Source organism: Pseudomonas sp. CFBP13508, from assembly GCF_005233515.1.
GTDB lineage: Bacteria > Pseudomonadota > Gammaproteobacteria > Pseudomonadales > Pseudomonadaceae > Aquipseudomonas > Aquipseudomonas mercuritolerans.
Genome location: NZ_QFZZ01000010.1, coordinates 165003 through 181301, shown reverse-complemented (window position 1 = coordinate 181301; position 16299 = coordinate 165003). Strand labels below are relative to the sequence as shown.

At 61.9% G+C, this 16299-nt stretch carries 16 protein-coding genes; 9 read left to right on the top strand and 7 right to left on the bottom strand.

What is annotated here, in order from left to right:
- Positions 1 to 35: 35 nt before the first annotated feature.
- From PspCFBP13508_RS24340 to PspCFBP13508_RS24330, 3 genes are all read left to right on the top strand, one after another.
- Positions 36 to 1109, top strand: a complete 1074-nt coding sequence (locus PspCFBP13508_RS24340; protein ID WP_016771815.1) for a BMP family ABC transporter substrate-binding protein — start codon at positions 36 to 38, stop codon at positions 1107 to 1109.
- 145 nt (positions 1110 to 1254) lie between these two features.
- The gene (locus tag PspCFBP13508_RS24335; RefSeq protein ID WP_137215921.1) at positions 1255 to 2220 is read left to right on the top strand and encodes a 2-oxoglutarate and iron-dependent oxygenase domain-containing protein; all 966 of its coding nucleotides are present in this window, start codon (positions 1255 to 1257) and stop codon (positions 2218 to 2220) included.
- 80 nt (positions 2221 to 2300) lie between these two features.
- Positions 2301 to 3254 carry an adenosine deaminase gene (locus PspCFBP13508_RS24330; RefSeq protein ID WP_024011466.1) on the top strand — a complete coding sequence of 318 codons (954 nt, stop codon included), beginning with the start codon at positions 2301 to 2303 and terminating at the stop codon, positions 3252 to 3254.
- A gap of 131 nt (positions 3255 to 3385) precedes the next feature.
- Here the strand turns inward: PspCFBP13508_RS24330 and PspCFBP13508_RS24325 are convergent, their stop codons facing one another.
- The 3 genes from PspCFBP13508_RS24325 to PspCFBP13508_RS24315 all read right to left on the bottom strand — a co-directional run bounded on the left by PspCFBP13508_RS24325 (position 3386) and on the right by PspCFBP13508_RS24315 (position 6877).
- Complete coding sequence (locus tag PspCFBP13508_RS24325) at positions 3386 to 4768, bottom strand: MFS transporter (protein ID WP_137215920.1); 1383 nt, start codon at positions 4766 to 4768, stop codon at positions 3386 to 3388.
- 128 nt (positions 4769 to 4896) lie between these two features.
- Positions 4897 to 5631 carry a helix-turn-helix transcriptional regulator gene (locus tag PspCFBP13508_RS24320; protein WP_137215919.1) on the bottom strand — a complete coding sequence of 245 codons (735 nt, stop codon included), beginning with the start codon at positions 5629 to 5631 and terminating at the stop codon, positions 4897 to 4899.
- Positions 5632 to 5947: 316 nt separating this feature from the next.
- Complete coding sequence (locus tag PspCFBP13508_RS24315) at positions 5948 to 6877, bottom strand: LysR family transcriptional regulator (protein WP_137215918.1); 930 nt, start codon at positions 6875 to 6877, stop codon at positions 5948 to 5950.
- Between the two features lie 121 nt (positions 6878 to 6998).
- On the opposite strand from PspCFBP13508_RS24315, the gene PspCFBP13508_RS24310 reads away from it, so the two are divergent.
- The 3 genes from PspCFBP13508_RS24310 to PspCFBP13508_RS27470 all read left to right on the top strand — a co-directional run bounded on the left by PspCFBP13508_RS24310 (position 6999) and on the right by PspCFBP13508_RS27470 (position 8664).
- Positions 6999 to 7292: a putative quinol monooxygenase gene (locus PspCFBP13508_RS24310; RefSeq protein WP_130912905.1), complete on the top strand. Its 294-nt coding sequence runs from the start codon at positions 6999 to 7001 to the stop codon at positions 7290 to 7292.
- Between the two features lie 32 nt (positions 7293 to 7324).
- Positions 7325 to 8338, top strand: a complete 1014-nt coding sequence (locus tag PspCFBP13508_RS24305; RefSeq protein ID WP_137215917.1) for a zinc-binding alcohol dehydrogenase family protein — start codon at positions 7325 to 7327, stop codon at positions 8336 to 8338.
- 152 nt (positions 8339 to 8490) lie between these two features.
- Entirely contained in the window at positions 8491 to 8664 is a 174-nt protein-coding gene (locus tag PspCFBP13508_RS27470) for a hypothetical protein (protein WP_016771823.1), read from the top strand.
- 17 nt (positions 8665 to 8681) lie between these two features.
- Here PspCFBP13508_RS27470 and PspCFBP13508_RS24300 read toward each other — a convergent pair whose 3' ends face one another.
- Positions 8682 to 9878: a multidrug effflux MFS transporter gene (locus PspCFBP13508_RS24300; RefSeq protein ID WP_130912907.1), complete on the bottom strand. Its 1197-nt coding sequence runs from the start codon at positions 9876 to 9878 to the stop codon at positions 8682 to 8684.
- 87 nt (positions 9879 to 9965) lie between these two features.
- Complete coding sequence (locus PspCFBP13508_RS24295; protein ID WP_137215916.1) at positions 9966 to 10163, bottom strand: cation transporter; 198 nt, start codon at positions 10161 to 10163, stop codon at positions 9966 to 9968.
- 148 nt (positions 10164 to 10311) lie between these two features.
- On the opposite strand from PspCFBP13508_RS24295, the gene PspCFBP13508_RS24290 reads away from it, so the two are divergent.
- From PspCFBP13508_RS24290 to cueR, 3 genes are all read left to right on the top strand, one after another.
- Positions 10312 to 10695, top strand: coding sequence for a hypothetical protein (locus PspCFBP13508_RS24290; RefSeq protein WP_125917565.1), 384 nt, complete (start codon positions 10312 to 10314; stop codon positions 10693 to 10695).
- A gap of 175 nt (positions 10696 to 10870) precedes the next feature.
- Positions 10871 to 13264, top strand: a complete 2394-nt coding sequence (cueA, locus tag PspCFBP13508_RS24285) for a copper resistance metal-translocating P1-type ATPase CueA (protein WP_137215915.1) — start codon at positions 10871 to 10873, stop codon at positions 13262 to 13264.
- A complete protein-coding gene (gene cueR / locus PspCFBP13508_RS24280) occupies positions 13261 to 13674 on the top strand; it encodes a Cu(I)-responsive transcriptional regulator (RefSeq protein WP_016771827.1) in 414 nt (137 codons plus the stop codon). The genes cueA and cueR overlap by 4 nt, the downstream gene beginning before the upstream one ends.
- Here the strand turns inward: cueR and PspCFBP13508_RS24275 are convergent.
- Positions 13628 to 14836 carry an MFS transporter gene (locus PspCFBP13508_RS24275; RefSeq protein WP_137215914.1) on the bottom strand — a complete coding sequence of 403 codons (1209 nt, stop codon included), beginning with the start codon at positions 14834 to 14836 and terminating at the stop codon, positions 13628 to 13630. The genes cueR and PspCFBP13508_RS24275 overlap by 47 nt on opposite strands.
- Before the next feature lie 427 nt (positions 14837 to 15263).
- Positions 15264 to 16160 carry a PA4780 family RIO1-like protein kinase gene (locus PspCFBP13508_RS24270; RefSeq protein ID WP_016771829.1) on the bottom strand — a complete coding sequence of 299 codons (897 nt, stop codon included), beginning with the start codon at positions 16158 to 16160 and terminating at the stop codon, positions 15264 to 15266.
- Positions 16161 to 16299: the final 139 nt, after the last annotated feature.

Below are 16299 nucleotides of genomic sequence, written 5' to 3'. Positions count from 1 at the left end.
CCCTGAGCACACACAACAAAATGGAGTTCGGGTTCATGCCAATACGTCCGCTGCACAAACTGCTGTACGCCGCCATCGGTCTGGGAATCAGCCTGAGCGCCAGCGCTGCCGATCCGCTGAAGGTCGGTTTCGTCTACATCGGCCCGATCGGTGACCACGGCTGGACGTATCAGCACGAACAGGGGCGCAAGGCCCTGGCGGAAAAACTCGGCACGCAGATCACCACCAACTACGTGGAAAACGTCGCCGAGGGCGCCGACGCCGAGCGGGTGATCCGCAACATGGCCAAGGACAAATATGACCTGATCTTCACCACGTCTTTCGGCTACATGAACCCGACAGTGAAAGTCGCCAAGCAATTCCCCAAGGTCACTTTCGAACACGCCACCGGCTACAAGCAGGACAAGAACCTCGGCACCTACCTGGCGCGCACTTACGAGGGCCGTTACGTCGGCGGTTTCCTCGCGGCGAAGATGACCAAGACCAAGAAGATCGGCTACGTCGCCTCGTTCCCGATTCCGGAAGTGATCCGCGACATCAACGCCATCCAGTTGGCCTTGAACAAGTACAACCCTGGCACCGAAATCAAAGTGGTGTGGGTCAACTCCTGGTTCGATCCGGGCAAGGAAGCCGATGCCGCCAACGCGCTGATCGATCAGGGCGTCGACGTGGTGTTCCAGCACACCGACAGCCCGGCGCCAATCCAGGCTGCCGAACGGCGCGGCGTGTATGCCGTGGGCTATGCCTCGGACATGGCCCACTTCGGCCCCAAAGCGGTGCTGACCTCTATCGTTAACGACTGGGCGCCGCATTACATTCAGGCGACGCAGAGCGTGATCGACCACACATGGAAATCCCAGGACTACTGGGGTGGTTTGAAGGAAGGCACGGTGGAACTGCCGATCAGCGACCTGGTGCCGGCGCCGGTGAAAGCCGAAGCCGAGCAGTTGATCGCCGACATCAAGAGCGGCGCATTGCAGCCGTTTACCGGGCCGATCAAGGATCAGGCCGGTGTGGAAAAAATCCCCGCGGGCGTGAGCGCGACCAATGCGGAACTGGCTTCGATGAATTATTACGTTGAGGGCATGAAGGCCGAGATGCCGAAGTAGTCCCCCGATTCACCACACAGAACCCTGTGGGAGCGAGCCTGCTCGCGAAAGCGGTGTGTCATTAAACAAAAATGTTGTCTGACACTCCCTCTTCGCGAGCAGGCTCGCTCCCACATTGGAAACACAGCGTATTCAAGGATTGTGTATGGATCAGCTTCCGATCATCGACATCAGCCCGCTCTATGGCGACGACGAAAACGCCTGGCCTGCGGTGGCCGAACAAATCGACCAAGCCTGTCGCGAATGGGGGTTTTTCTACATCAAGGGCCATCCGATCTCGGCGCAGCGCATCGACGATCTGCTCGATCACGCCCAGCGCTTCTTCGCCTTGCCCGCCGCAGAAAAGCTCAAAATCGATATTACCCAGACCCGCCACCATCGTGGCTACGGTGCGATTGCCACCGAGCAGTTGGACCCGGACAAACCCAGCGATCTGAAAGAAACCTTCGACATGGGCCTGCACCTGCCGAACGAGCATCCCGAGGTGCTCGCGGAAAAACCCTTGCGCGGCCCCAATCGGCATCCGGCGCAACCCGGCTGGGAAGCCCTGATGGAGCAGCATTACCTCGACATGCAGGCGCTGGCGCAAACCCTGTTGCGGGCGATGACCATTGCGCTGGGCATCGAGCGCGACTTCTTCGATTCGCGCTTTGTCGACCCGGTCAGCGTGTTGCGCATGATCCATTATCCGCCGCGTCACACCGCCAGCTCCGCCGAGCAACAAGGTGCCGGGGCCCATACCGATTACGGCTGCATCACCCTGCTCTATCAGGACAGCGCCGGCGGTTTGCAGGTGAAGAACGTCAATGGTGAATGGATCGACGCGCCACCGATTGACGGCACGTTCGTGGTCAACCTAGGCGACATGATGGCGCGCTGGAGCAACGACCGTTATCGCTCGACGCCGCACCGGGTGATCAGCCCGCTGGGTGTGGATCGCTATTCGATGCCGTTCTTCGCCGAACCGCACCCGGACACGCGCATCGAATGCCTGCCCGGTTGCCAGGATGCACAGCACCCGGCGAAATATCCGACCACCACCTGTGCGCAATTCCTGCTGTCGCGCTTCGCCGATACCTATGCCTATCGTCGCGAGCAAGAGGCGGTTTGATCGATCACCTGGTCAGGTTTTGCCAATTGTTGCGGCCAGCCTCTGTAGAATGCCGGCATTGCACCTGATGAGAAAAGACTATGTACGACTGGCTCAACGCCCTGCCCAAAGCCGAACTGCACCTGCATCTGGAAGGTTCGCTGGAGCCTGAACTGCTGTTCGCCCTGGCCGAACGCAACAAGATCGCCCTGCCGTGGAGCGACGTCGAAACCCTGCGCAAGGCCTACGCCTTCAACAATCTGCAGGAATTTCTCGACCTGTATTACCAGGGCGCCGATGTGCTGCGCACCTCGCAGGATTTCTACGACCTGACCTGGGCCTACCTGCTGCGCTGCAAAGCACAGAACGTGATTCATACCGAACCGTTCTTCGATCCGCAGACTCACACCGACCGGGGCATCCCGTTCGAAGTGGTGCTCAACGGCATCGCCGCCGCCCTCAAGGATGGCGAGACGCAACTGGGCATCAGCAGCGGTTTGATCCTCAGCTTCCTGCGCCACCTCAGCGAAGACGAAGCGCAGAAAACCCTCGATCAGGCGCTGCCGTTCCGTGATGCGTTTGTCGCGGTCGGGCTCGACAGTTCCGAGATGGGCCATCCGCCGAGCAAGTTCAAACGTGTCTTCGATCGCGCCCGCGACGAAGGCTTCCTCACCGTCGCCCACGCCGGTGAAGAAGGCCCGCCGGAGTACATCTGGGAAGCCATCGACCTGCTGAAAATCCAGCGCATCGACCATGGCGTGCGCGCCATCGAAGACGAGCGCCTGATGCAGCGGATCATCGACGAGCAGATTCCGCTGACCGTGTGCCCGCTGTCGAACACCAAGCTCTGCGTGTTCGATCACATGTCGCAGCACAACATCCTCGACATGCTCGAGCGCGGCGTGAAGGTCACGGTGAACTCCGATGACCCGGCGTATTTCGGCGGGTACGTGACCGAGAACTTCCATGCGCTGCACGAGCATCTGGGCATGACCCAGGATCAGGCCAAGCGCCTGGCGCAGAACAGCCTGGATGCGCGGTTGGTGAAACCGTAAGCAACACCGCATCACCTGCATAACCCAATGTGGGAGCGAGCTTGCTCGCGAATACGGTGTGTCATCCAACGCAGATGTTGTTTGATACACCGCTTTCGCGAGCAAGCTCGCTCCCACAGTTTTGGTCAGCGTTAGCCTGTGACTTCGGTTTCAGTAAGCTCCTCAAGGGTCTTGCCCCGCGTCTCCATCCCGAACAGCCACACCACGCCCGCCGCAATCGCGAAGCAAGCCGCGCCCAGCGCGAACACTCCGCCCTGCCCGGTAATCGGGAACACCAGCCCGGTCACCAATGGCCCGAGCAGTGAGCCGACGCGGCCGATGGCTGAGGCGAATCCCGAGCCGGTTGCCCGTGCTGAAGTCGGATACAGCTCCGGCGTGTAGGTGTAGAGCACTGCCCACATGCCGAACAGAAAGAACTGCATCAACAATCCGGTGCCGATCAGCAGCGCCACGTTGCCGCCGAATACCGCACTCTGCCCATACAGAAACGCCATCACCCCGCCGCCGAGCAGGGTGACGATGCACACCGGTTTACGCCCCCAACGCTCGACCAGCCATGCCGCCATGAGGAAGCCGGGAATCCCGCCGAGCGAGATCAGCACCGTGTAATACACCGATTGCGTCACGGCGAAACCCGACTGCTGCAGCAATGCGCTGAGCCAGGAAGTCAGCCCGTAGAAACCCAGCAATGCGAAGAACCACAGACTCCAGATCATCGTCGTGCGCTGGCGATATTGCGGCGACCAGATCTGCTTGAGTGCCGAGAAGAAATTGCCCGGTGGCGTCACCGTGCGTGGCAAACGAACCGGTTCCGGCAAGGCTGCACCGCCCAGCGAAGCACGCACCCGCGCTTCAATGCCGTTCAACACTTTGTCCGCGTCGGCGTCGCGCCCGGCCTGTTCCAGCCATCGCGGTGACTCAGGGATGAAAAAGCGGATCGCCAGGACAAATACCGCAGGCACCGCCAGTACCAGGAAGATATCGCGCCAGCCAATCAGCGGCAGCAGGAAGTACGAGAGCACGCCCGCCGCGACAAAACCCAGCGGCCAGAAGCCGTCCATCAGGGCGATGTAGCGCCCGCGTCGTTGCGCCGGAATCAATTCCGACAGCATCGACTGTGCGATGGGAAACTCCATGCCCATGCCGATCCCCAGCAGGATGCGGAACAGCGTCAATGTCTCCACCGTCTGCGCTGTCGAACAGAGGTAACTGGCCACGCCCCACAACACGATGCTCCACTGAAACACCGGTTTGCGCCCGAAGCGGTCGGCGAGCATCCCTGACAACGACGCCCCCAGCACCATGCCGAAAAAGCTTGAGCTGGCGAGCAGGCCGGCTTGCGCACTGCTCAGGCCGAACTCGGCTTTGATCGAGCCGAGCAGGAAAGTCATCATCGCCAGATCCATGGAATCGAAGAAAAACGCCAGCGCAATGATGATGAAAATGACGCGGTGATAACCACTGAGCGGCAGCCGTTCCAGGCGCTCAGCCGCACTGAAGTGTTGTGTATTCATGTTGCGCTCCCCCATCCGAAAAATTCCCCGGATCGAGTGTGCGTGATGGTCATTCGGAGGTCGTACTGGATGCGACCTGTTCACAGTCGTGCGCGACGCTGCCCGCCAGCTCATTGCAGAGCAGCGCTCTAGAATGCTGTTTCCAGCTCGGTTTCCTTGGCAAAGCGATGGATTTCGCGCTGACCGGTGGCGGTCAACTGCAAGGCGCGGGAATCGTTGGGCAAGGTCAGCCAGCCGGACTGCATGAACAACTGCAACAGCGCCGCACCCAGTGAGCCGCCCATGTGCGGACGACGCTCGCTCCAGTCCGGGCAGGCGCAGGCGACCTGCACGTTGCGGTGGGCCAGGGCCTGGATGAACACACCGCGCTGCGCCAGTTGGGTGGAGCCTTTGTGCGTCACCACCACCCGCTGCTCAAGCTGTTCGATCCAGCCGGCATCGAGCAGGCGCTGATACAGGTCGGCCGCCAGGGTGCCGCCCAGATGGTCGTCGCAGAACCGCGCGCGCAACAGCGAAGACGGCGCCGCCTGCGGCCTGACCATCGGCGTGGTGCGTTTCAGCGCAGCGGGCACTTGCCGTGGCGCGCTGGCAATGGTGGCGCTGGCCAAAGCTTCGATCGCCGCGCCGATTTCCGGCGCTGCCAGGCGAAAGAAGCGTTTGCGCCCACGCATTTCGACGTTCAACAGCCCCCCTGCGGACAATCGCCCCAGATGCGCACTGGCCGACGACGGCGACAGTCCGGCCAGCAGCGCCAGCTCTTCGGCTTGCCGCGCCGAGCCATCCATCAACGCCCACATCATCGCGCTGCGCTTGGGGTCGGCCAGCAATGTCGCGATCTGGCTGATGCACGGTGCATGTTCCATATGTTCACTCCCTGTTGAATCGTATCGTCTACCGCTCGGAGACATCTTGGCCGCTTATAGGGCATCGGCCAACACGCGAATATCGCCCTGGATCGGAGCAAGGGATGCCACCGACACCAGCTGCTCCGGCACACAACCTGGCAGCAGAAGTTGCAACCGTCACCAAAAGCCGGCGACGCGTTACGGGGTCTGCGCGCCGGGTGTCAGTGCAGGCATGAGGCGGGCGCTAGTATAAGCGGGTTAAGCCAGACGTCCTGCGCCTGGGCCTGCGCAGGTGGCGATTGTTCCTGACAGAAATTTCTCTATTTGCCTGCGACTAATGATCGACTTTGAGAAAAGCGGGAAATTGACTACTCAATTCGGCGCAACGACTGGCGAGCATCTCCCTCAGCAGGTTCACCGGCTTACTCAATTGTGCGCGATGGGCGCACAACAGATTCAGCGGTGCGCGCTCACACAGCAGTTCCGGCATCAGCACTTTGAGGCGCCCGGCGAGCACATCGGTGCCGACGTCCAGCCAGGATTTGTAGGCAATGCCGGCACCGGCCAACGCCCATAGCCGTACTACGTCGGCGTCATCGCTGAAGCGGTCGCCACTCACGGTCAGGCCGACTTCGCGCTTGCCATCGTGAAAACTCCAGTGGTCGTGGACGCGGCTGCCGAGCATGTACAAAAGGCAGTTGTGCTGGGCCAGTTGTTCGAGCTGGCGCGGCTCGCCATGCCGGGCCAGATAGTCGGGAGATGCGCACAACACGCGGCGATTGTGCGGTGCGATGGGCAAGGCGATCAGGCTGGAATCCTCCGGCTCGCCATAGCGCAGGGCGATGTCCACCGGCTGCCGGAACAGGTCGGCGATGCGGTCGCCAAGCAGCAGGCGCACCGTCAGTTTCGGGTGTTCACGCTGGAACGCGTCGAGCCACGGCAGCAGCAGATTGCGGCCGAAGTCCGAGGGCGCCGAAAGCTGCAAAATCCCGCTGACCTGATCCTGACCGCTGGCGAGCAGTCGACGGCCTTCGTCGAGATTGCTCAGGGCGGCGCGGGCATATTCAAGGAAGCCTTCGCCCTCGGCGGTGAGGCGCAGGCTGCGGGTCGACCGCGCCAGCAGCCGCGCACCGAGTTGCTGCTCGATGCGCTTCAAGGCCGCGCTGGCCACCGCCGCGGACATGTCCATCACCCGTGCCGCCGCCGACAGGCTGCCCAGATCCGCCGCGCGGACAAACAACTGCAAATCATCAAAACGCAGCATGCGCAGTCTCGATTATCAAAAAAATATTGAAAGAGACTGCTCTTTTAGCCGGTTTTATCGCGCAGAGAAATAGCCAATGATGGCCTCCGACAAATTCATCCCGATTCTCTGGAGTCCGCGCATGTCACAGCCCTTTACCGCTATTGCTACTCTGACCGCCAAGCCCGGCCAGCAGGACGTTCTCGAACAGGCGCTGCGTGCCCTTGTCGAACCGAGCCGCGCCGAGCCGGGTTGTGGCCAGTACGACCTGCACCGCGACCTTGCCGATCCACAGGTTTTTTATGTCATCGAACAGTGGGCCAGTGACGAGATTCTTGAGGCGCACAACGCCAGCGCGCATTTTCAGAAGTTTCAGGCCAGCGCCGGCCACACCATCGAACACTTCCAGCTCAAGCGTCTCGGCGCGATTGCCTGATTACTCCTTCTATCAACTGTACGGAGCCACTTATGAAAGCCATTGCCTATTACGCGTCCCTGCCGATCAGCGACGCCAAGTCCCTGCAAGACATTGAACTGCCAGAACCGGTCGCCGGCCCGCGCGACCTCTTGGTGGAAGTCAAAGCCATCTCGGTCAACCCGGTCGACACCAAAGTGCGGCAGAACGTGGCGCCGGAAAACGGCGCGGCGAAAGTGCTGGGCTGGGACGTTGCCGGTGTGGTCAAGGCGGTCGGCAGCGACGTCACCCTGTTCAAGGCGGGCGACAAGGTGTTCTACGCCGGTTCGATTGCCCGGGCCGGTGGCAACAGCGAGTTGCACGTGGTCGATGAGCGCATCGTCGGCCACATGCCCAAGTCCCTCGGTTTTGCCGAAGCCGCTGCGCTGCCGCTGACCGCGATCACTGCGTGGGAATTGCTCTTCGAGCGCCTGCAAATCAGCGAGGGCAGCAATGATCAAGGCCAGAGCCTGCTGATCGTTGGTGCGGCGGGCGGCGTGGGCTCGATCCTGACCCAATTGGCCAAACAGTTGACCGGTCTGAAAGTGATCGGCACCGCTTCGCGCCCACAAACCCGTGACTGGGTCAGTGAACTCGGTGCCGATCTGGTCATCGATCACAGCCAGCCACTGAGCGAAGAATTGAAGCGCGCCGGCATCGACAGCGTGACCCACGTCGCCAGCCTGACCCAGACCGACCAGCATCTGGCGCAACTGGTCGAAGCCCTCGCACCGCAAGGCAAGCTGGCGCTGATCGACGATCCGAAGTCCCTCGACATCAGCCTGCTCAAGCGCAAGAGCCTGTCGCTGCATTGGGAGTTCATGTACACCCGCTCGCTGTTCGAAACGCCGGACATGATTGAACAGCACAAGCTGCTCAACCGCGTCGCCGAGCTGATTGACGCCGGCACTTTGAAAACGACTTTGGGCGAGCACTTCGGCGCGATCAACGCGGCCAACTTGCGCCGTGCCCATGAGCTGCTGGAAAGCGGCAAGGCCAAGGGGAAAATTGTTTTAGAAGGTTTCTAAAAAAATAAAGCCTCGCAAACGCTCATGATGCCAGAGCGGTTGCGGGGCTTTTTGCCGTCAGTCGGTTGCTTGACCCTTGTCACAATTGCGCGGGTATCGAGGTCTACAATCGAAGCCTCTGCGATACATCTTTTACGCAAGGGAGGTCAGCAATGAAGATCCTGATAAAAGAAGTGGCAAAGTCTCAATGGCAGGTGCGCCTGGACCAGCACGTCGTGACCTTTCGCAGTGAAGCCGAGGCTCTGGCCTTCACTCGCACCCTCGAAGCGCGACTCTGCGCGCCCCACCGGATCCCCGAACCCAGCCAGCAGCGCGCCGCCGGCTGAGTTCCAAAGTCGAGCGTTCAGACCTGGGCTTGCGCCAGCGCCCGGGCATTCTGCAAGCGCCGGGTGAGCAGCGCGACGCTCACCACCAGCAAACCACACAGGCTGATGACCATGGCCATCGGCACGGCGCTGCCATCGTGCAACACCCCCACCAACGCGGCGGCACCGGCGGCGATGCTGAATTGCAGGCAACCGAGCATCGCCGACGCACTGCCGGCGCGGGCGCCCTGACCGTTCATTGCGCAAGCCGAGGCGTTGGGAATGATGCAGCCGAGGCTGGCAATGCAGATGAACAGCGGAATCAGCAACGGCCACAATGCCTCTGGACGCATCGCGCTCACCGCCAGCAACGTCAGCCCGGCGAGGAAGTACACCCACACCGCGCGCACCAGCAAAAATGCCGGACCACGCTTGGCCAGCAGACGCGCATTGACCTGCGCCACCAGAATGAAGCCCGCCGCGTTGGTGCCGAACAGCCAGCCGAAGTGCTCGGCGGGTACACCGTAGAGCTTGATGAACACAAACGGTGAACCGGCGATGTAAGCGAACATGCCGGCGATGGCGATGCCGCCGGTCAGGGCGTGGCCGAGGTAGACCGAATCCTTGACCAGTCGCCCGTACTGGCGCAATGCACCGGACAACGGCTGACGCGGCACGTGGGCCGGCATGCTTTCCGGCAGCCCCAATGCCACCGCCAGACCCGCCGCCGCACTGAATCCGGTGAGCACCAGAAAGATCGACTGCCAACCCGTGGTGTTGACCAGCAGACCACCGAGCATCGGCGCCAGAATCGGCGCCAGGCCCATCACCAGCATCAGTTGCGAAAACACCTTCGCCGAGCCCACCGCGTCGCACTTGTCGGCAACCACCGCACGGGAAATCACCATGCCCGCACAACCACCGAGTGCCTGGACGAAGCGCGCGCCGATCAACCATTCCAGACTTGGCGCGTAGGCGCAGGCTAGTGACGCCAGGGTGAACAGAGCAACGCCGCTGAGCAGCGGAAGCCGCCGGCCGAAACGATCGGAAATCGGCCCGTAAGCCAATTGGCCCAGGGACAGACCGAGGAAATACGCCGCCAGCGTCAGCTGGACATGCTGCTCATCGGTGCCGAACGCCAGCGCCATGGCCGGAAAGGCAGGCAAATAGAAGTCGATCGCCAAAGGACCGAAGGCGCTCAAGGCGCCGAGTATCAAAATCGTGCGGAAGTTCATCAGGCATCCAGGTGGGCAAGTCGCAGCCCGACAGTCTAGCCGCGCCCGGACGCCTTGAACATTCCGATAGCTCGCTAACGATCAATTTCAGACGAGCTTCACCTCATAACCCTCTTCGCGAATCGCTTCGATCACCTGGTCGGCACTCAGCGCGCTTTCGACGCCGACTTCCCTGGCAGCCAGATCGACGCGCACACTGGCAGCCGGATCCAGGGCCTGCACCGCAGTGGTGATGGTTTTGACGCAATGACCGCAGGACATGCCTTGAACGTTGAACACTTGCATGGGAAGACTCCTTTGAGTGAGGTTGTCGGCAGTCTCGAGCTTGCCACGATGGCAAGGTCAAGTTCTGCGAAAAACTGCCGGGCTGGCATTCGGCGCCGTGCTCGGCCAAGCTGCGTGCATCAATGACTCGAATTCAGGAGGTTCAGCCATGCGCTGGTCAGCTTTGAGCCTGTTTGGCTTGCTCAGCCTTTTCGCCGCCGTCCCGCAGGTGCAAGCCGCCGGCGAGGATTACGCGGTTCTGATCATTTCCCGCGAGCGCCTTGAAGTGGCGACCTCGTGCGAAATCGGCGTGTACATCCAGGACCAGCTCTCGGCGCGCCTGTTCCAGGAACAGAGCACGTCGTTCAACCTGCCGCCGGGCAAGGTTTCGCTGCGCTTGAAACTGCTGCCGGGCCAGGCGCCGGGTTGCAATCCAGGCATGCTCGCACCGGGCTCGCAGGAAGTCGTGCTGCATGCCGGTGATGTGCTGAAGTTCCGCCTGGCGATGAATGCCGAAGGCGTGTACCTGAAACCTGCAGGCCTGGGTTATTGAGCAACCGCCTCGACCTGTGGGAGCGAGCCTGCTCGCGAAAGCGCCGGGTCAGCCAACATGATTGCTGAATGATGCACCGCATTCGCGAGCAGGCTCGCTCCCACAAGAATGGTGCTTGACCTTGCCCGCATGGCAAGGTTGATCCTGTAGACATCCACTACAGGGAGCGCGACCGATGTCCGAATCCACCACTTTCGATCTGCCGATTGCCGGCATGACCTGCGCCAGTTGCGCCGGGCGTGTCGAGCGGGCGCTGCGCAAGGTCAGCGGCGCCAGTGCCGTCAGCGTCAACCTCGCCACCGAACAGGCCCGGGTGCAGGCACCCGGCGACAGCCTGCCGGCGCTGATGCAAGCCGTGGAGCGCGCCGGTTACAGCGTGCCCCGGCAAACCGTCGAATTGAGCATCGACGGCATGACCTGCGCGTCCTGCGTCGGTCGCGTCGAACGCGCCCTGAGCAAAGTCCCAAGCGTGAGCAGCGTCAGCGTCAATCTGGCCAATGAACGTGCGCACCTCGAATTGCTCGGCCAGGTCGATACGCAAACCCTGCTCGCCGCGGTGAGCAAGGCCGGTTACTCGGCCAGCGTCTGGCAAGCTGAACGGCCACAGTCCGATGACCAGCAAAAACGCCTGCACCGTGAGCGCTGGGCATTGATCTGCGCGATCGCCCTCGCTCTTCCGCTGGTGTTGCCTATGTTGCTGCAGCCGTTCGGCATTCACTGGATGCTCCCGGCCTGGGTGCAATTCGCCCTCGCCACCCCCGTGCAATTCATCTTCGGCGCACGCTTTTATGTGGCGGCGTGGAAAGCCGTGCGCGCCGGCGCCGGCAACATGGACCTGCTCGTCGCCCTCGGCACCAGCGCCGGTTATGGCCTGAGTATCTATGAATGGGCCAGCGCCGCCGGACGCATGCCGCATCTGTATTTCGAGGCCTCGGCGGTGGTCATCGCTTTGGTGTTGCTCGGCAAATATCTCGAAAGCCGCGCCAAACGCCAGACCGCCAGCGCCATTCGCGCTCTCGAAGCGTTGCGGCCGGAGCGGGCGATTCAAGTTATCGACGGGCGTGAGCAAGACGTTGCGATCAGCGCCCTGCGCCTCGACGATCTGGTGCTGGTCAAACCCGGCGAACGCTTCCCGGTGGATGGCGAAGTCGTCGAAGGCCAGAGCCACGCCGACGAAGCGCTGATCAGCGGCGAAAGCCTGCCAGTGCCGAAACAACCGGGCGACAAGGTCACCGGCGGCGCGATCAACGGCGAAGGTCGTTTGCTGGTGCGCACCCAGGCGCTCGGCGCGGAAACCGTGCTGGCGCGGATCATTCGTCTGGTCGAGGACGCGCAAGCGGCGAAAGCGCCGATCCAGAAACTGGTAGACAAGGTCAGCCAGATCTTCGTGCCGACCGTGTTGCTGATCGCCCTGGCCACGCTGATTGGCTGGTTGTTGTACGGCGCACCGCTGGAAACTGCGGTGATCAATGCCGTCGCCGTGCTGGTGATCGCCTGCCCGTGCGCCCTCGGCCTCGCCACTCCGACGGCGATCATGGCCGGCACCGGCGTAGCGGCGCGCCACGGCATTCTGATCAAGGACGCCGAGGCGCTGGAGCGTGCCCACGAAGTCAGCACGGTGGTATTCGACAAGACCGGCACGCTGACCTCGGGGACGCCGCGTATCGCGCACTTCAGCGCGGTCGATGGTGACGAAAATAATCTGCTGACCTTGGCCGGTGCGTTGCAGCGCGGCAGCGAGCATCCTTTGGCCAAAGCAGTGCTGGATGCAGCCGCCGAACGCGGTTTGAACGTGCCCGACGTCAGCGACAGCCAGGCGCTGACCGGACGCGGCATCGCCGGCACGCTGGATGGCCGGCGCCTGGCGCTGGGCAATCGGCGGATGCTCGACGAAAGCGCCTTGAGTGGCGGTGAATTGAGCACATCCGCCGAAGCGTGGGAACGCGAAGGTCGGACACTGTCGTGGCTGATTGAACAAAGTCCTCAGCCGAAGGTGCTGGGCCTGTTCGCCTTCGGTGACACGCTGAAACCCGGCGCTCTGCAAGCGGTGCAACAACTCGCCGCGCGGGATATCCAGAGCCACCTGCTGACCGGCGACAATCGCGGCAGCGCACGGGTGGTGGCCGAGGCTCTGGGCATCCAAAATGTCCACGCCGAAGTGCTGCCCGCCGACAAAGCCGCGACTGTCGCCGAGCTGAAGAAAAACGGCGTGGTCGCCATGGTCGGCGATGGCATCAACGACGCCCCGGCCCTCGCCGCCGCCGACATCGGCATCGCCATGGGCGGCGGCACCGACGTCGCCATGCATGCGGCCGGTATCACCTTGATGCGCGGCGATCCGCGACTGGTGCCGGCAGCGCTGGAGATCAGCCGCAAGACCTACGCGAAGATTCGCCAGAACCTGTTCTGGGCCTTTGTCTACAACCTGATCGGCATTCCGCTGGCGGTGTTCGGCTTCCTCAATCCGGTGCTGGCCGGCGCGGCGATGGCGCTGTCGAGCGTCAGCGTGGTGAGCAATGCGTTACTGTTGAAAACCTGGAAACCCAAGGACCTGGAGGAACACCGATGAACATCGGCCAAGCGGCCCGACAAAGTGGCCTGAGCGCAAAAATGATTCGCTATTACGAGTCGATTGGCCTGCTCAAAGCAGCCAATCGCACCGACAGCGGCTATCGCGTGTATGGCAGCGATGACCTGCACACGCTGGCGTTCATCAAGCGCTCGCGGGACTTGGGCTTTTCTTTGGAGGAGGTCGGCAAGCTGCTGACCCTCTGGCAGGATCGCCAGCGTGCCAGCGCCGATGTGAAAGCACTGGCGCGCCAGCACATCGATGAGCTGAATCAGAAGATCCGCGAGCTCGGCGAGCTGCGTGACACCCTGCAGGATCTGGTCGAGCACTGCAGCGGTGATCACCGCCCGGATTGCCCGATCCTCAAGGAGCTGGCGTCGGGCTGCTGCGCGCAACCCGCCCGCGCCTGATCCGCAACAGCGTCACCACGCACAGGGTGCCGAGGGGAATGCCGTGGAACAGCATGACCACGGCCCCCGGCGTCCACCACGCGTAGAACGGCGCGGCGACCAGCATGCCGATGCCGAATCCGGTCATCTGCAGCAAGGTCAGCACGCTGAAAATCGGCAGGCGCAAAGCCGCAGGTTCCCGTTGCAAACGGGACATCAGGCTGACTTCGGACACGCCATCGCCGAGCCCCGCCGGCAAGGCGAACAGCAGCAGGCCCACGAGACTGTGCTGCTGGAACATCAGAATGAACCCGCAGGACATCAGCGCCACGCCGCAGAAAAATCGTCTTTCGAGGTGGCTGTTCTCCGAGCCCTTGAGGTGACTGGCGATGCGCGCGCCGAGCAGTTTGCCGCTGGCCCATACCGCAAGCGCCAAGCCCAGCGTGGTGCTTGCGGCCTCGGGCGTCAGCAGTTTCGAAATGATCGGGAAGCCGACGTTGTGCGCGGCGCTGCCCAAGGTATCGGCCATGGTCACCGCAAGCATGGCCGCGACCACAGGCGCCGAACGCAGGCCCTGCCGCAGCGCAAACCATTCACCACGCTCCGGCTGTTCGCTGACATCGGTTTTTTCGAAACACAGCGGCATGATCAGCAGCGCCGCGAGCAGATAGGTCAGCGCGTTGAGGGCGAAGACCGTTTCAAAACCGAAAGCAGCCACCAGCAACCCCGACACCAGACTGCCGCCGACCATGGCGGCTGAAGAGGCTGAGGTGATCCAGGCATTGGCCTTGAGCAACTGCGCCGGCGCGATCAAGCGCGGCAATTGGCTGTTGAGGCCGATGGCGAACATCGAATTGCCCAAGCCGAGGCCGAAGGCAATGAAGGGCAACAGCCATGCCTGCTGACTCGCCGGTGTGATCAACAGCAGCGCCAGCAGTGCAGCGCGCAACAGATCGAAAGCAATCAGCGACGCGCGGCCCTGCCAGCGCCGGTAGAAGCGTGTGCCGATCAGACTGGCGAAGATTCCGCCACCGACACGGCTGGCAAGGAAAATGCCGACGCTCATGGCGCTGTTGCTCAGCAGGTAGACGTAGGTGGCCAGCGCGACCATGTTGAGGAAGGCGCCGAAATCGGAGATCAGCCGGGCGGTTACGATCAGGTGGGTGTTGCGTGGGGTGATCACATTCAGTCCTTGAGTGTGGTTGGAGCGCTGGACAGTAGACGCGAATAAGCCAGGATCCGAAAGCCCCCTCACCCTAGCCCTCTCCCAAAGGGAGAGGGGACTGATTGGGGGATATTTGGGAGATACACCGACCTGAACGTTTTTCTTTGAATCCATAATCGACTCGGTTTTTTCAGGTCGATGTATGGCTAAAGACACCTCGGTCGGCCCCCTCTCCCTCCGGGAGAGGGACCGATTGGGGGATATATGGGAAATACACCGACCTGAACGTTTTTCTTTGAATCCATGATCGACTCGGTTTTTTCAGGTCGATGTATGGCTAAAGACACCTCGGTCGGCCCCCTCTCCCTCCGGGAGAGGGCTGGGGTGAGGGTGCTTTTTGACTCAAACAAAAAACCCGGCCGGAGCCGGGTTTTTCATCACGCGATCACTGCATCCACGGCGGTGGAGGCGGCTCTTCGGGTTTGCCTTTCGGCGCGTCGTCCGCCGCGCGAATGGCTTGCTTGCGTTCCTCGTCGAGGCGCGCCGCTTCGATTTCGCGCAGCACCCCGCCAACATCGGCCAGGTCCTCCGGATCGTCGAACTCGCCGGTCAGCACACTGTTCGGGTGCAAGGTGCCGGCTTCGTACAACGCCCACATTTCCTTGGCATATTTGGTCTTCTTCAATTCCGGCGCGAAACGGCCGAAGTACGAAGCCATGTTGCCAACGTCACGCTCGAGCATGCTGAACGCGTGGTTGTTACCCGCAGCGTCGACTGCCTGGGGCAGGTCGATGATGACCGGGCCGGTCGGGGTCAGCAGCACGTTGAACTCGGAGAGGTCACCGTGCACCAGACCGGTACACAACATCAGCACGATCTGCGAAATCAGGAACGCGTGATATTCGCGCGCCTGATCCGGCTCTAGTACCACGTCGTTCAGCCGTGGCGCGGCGTCGCCGAATTCGTCGGCCACCAGCTCCATCAACAGCACGCCGTCGAGGAAGTCATAGGGTTTGGGCACTCGCACACCGGCGCCGGCCAGACGGAAAAGCGCCGCCACTTCAGCGTTCTGCCAGGCGTCTTCGGTCTCTTTGCGACCGAACTTGGACCCCTTCGCCATGGCCCGCGCCTGACGGCTGTTACGAACCTTGCGGCCTTCCTGATACTCGGCTGCCTGGCGGAAACTGCGTTTATTCGCCTCCTTGTAGACCTTGGCGCAACGTAACTGATTGCCGCAGCGCACTACATAAACAGCTGCCTCTTTGCCACTCATCAGTGGGCGCAGCACTTCGTCGACCAGACCGTCCTCGATCAGGGGTTCAATGCGTTTTGGAGTCTTCATCAGCTTTTATTGTGGGTCCTTTATTACCAAACACGCGAATGTCACTCGTTATACGGCAATCCTCGCCCGACGGGGAGGGGTTGCCGACCTGTGAACCTTGAGGATGCACACACTGTGCCGGATCAATCGCAGCGACCCG

Coding starts and splice junctions, on each gene's coding strand:
- PspCFBP13508_RS24340 (WP_016771815.1), top strand. CDS start 36: ATGCCAATACGTCCGCTGCACAAACTGCTGTACGCCGCCATCGGTCTG.
- PspCFBP13508_RS24335 (WP_137215921.1), top strand. CDS start 1,255: ATGGATCAGCTTCCGATCATCGACATCAGCCCGCTCTATGGCGACGAC.
- PspCFBP13508_RS24330 (WP_024011466.1), top strand. CDS start 2,301: ATGTACGACTGGCTCAACGCCCTGCCCAAAGCCGAACTGCACCTGCAT.
- PspCFBP13508_RS24325 (WP_137215920.1), bottom strand. CDS start 4,768: ATGAATACACAACACTTCAGTGCGGCTGAGCGCCTGGAACGGCTGCCG.
- PspCFBP13508_RS24320 (WP_137215919.1), bottom strand. CDS start 5,631: ATGGAACATGCACCGTGCATCAGCCAGATCGCGACATTGCTGGCCGAC.
- PspCFBP13508_RS24315 (WP_137215918.1), bottom strand. CDS start 6,877: ATGCTGCGTTTTGATGATTTGCAGTTGTTTGTCCGCGCGGCGGATCTG.
- PspCFBP13508_RS24310 (WP_130912905.1), top strand. CDS start 6,999: ATGTCACAGCCCTTTACCGCTATTGCTACTCTGACCGCCAAGCCCGGC.
- PspCFBP13508_RS24305 (WP_137215917.1), top strand. CDS start 7,325: ATGAAAGCCATTGCCTATTACGCGTCCCTGCCGATCAGCGACGCCAAG.
- PspCFBP13508_RS27470 (WP_016771823.1), top strand. CDS start 8,491: ATGAAGATCCTGATAAAAGAAGTGGCAAAGTCTCAATGGCAGGTGCGC.
- PspCFBP13508_RS24300 (WP_130912907.1), bottom strand. CDS start 9,878: ATGAACTTCCGCACGATTTTGATACTCGGCGCCTTGAGCGCCTTCGGT.
- PspCFBP13508_RS24295 (WP_137215916.1), bottom strand. CDS start 10,163: ATGCAAGTGTTCAACGTTCAAGGCATGTCCTGCGGTCATTGCGTCAAA.
- PspCFBP13508_RS24290 (WP_125917565.1), top strand. CDS start 10,312: ATGCGCTGGTCAGCTTTGAGCCTGTTTGGCTTGCTCAGCCTTTTCGCC.
- cueA (WP_137215915.1), top strand. CDS start 10,871: ATGTCCGAATCCACCACTTTCGATCTGCCGATTGCCGGCATGACCTGC.
- cueR (WP_016771827.1), top strand. CDS start 13,261: ATGAACATCGGCCAAGCGGCCCGACAAAGTGGCCTGAGCGCAAAAATG.
- PspCFBP13508_RS24270 (WP_016771829.1), bottom strand. CDS start 16,160: ATGAAGACTCCAAAACGCATTGAACCCCTGATCGAGGACGGTCTGGTC.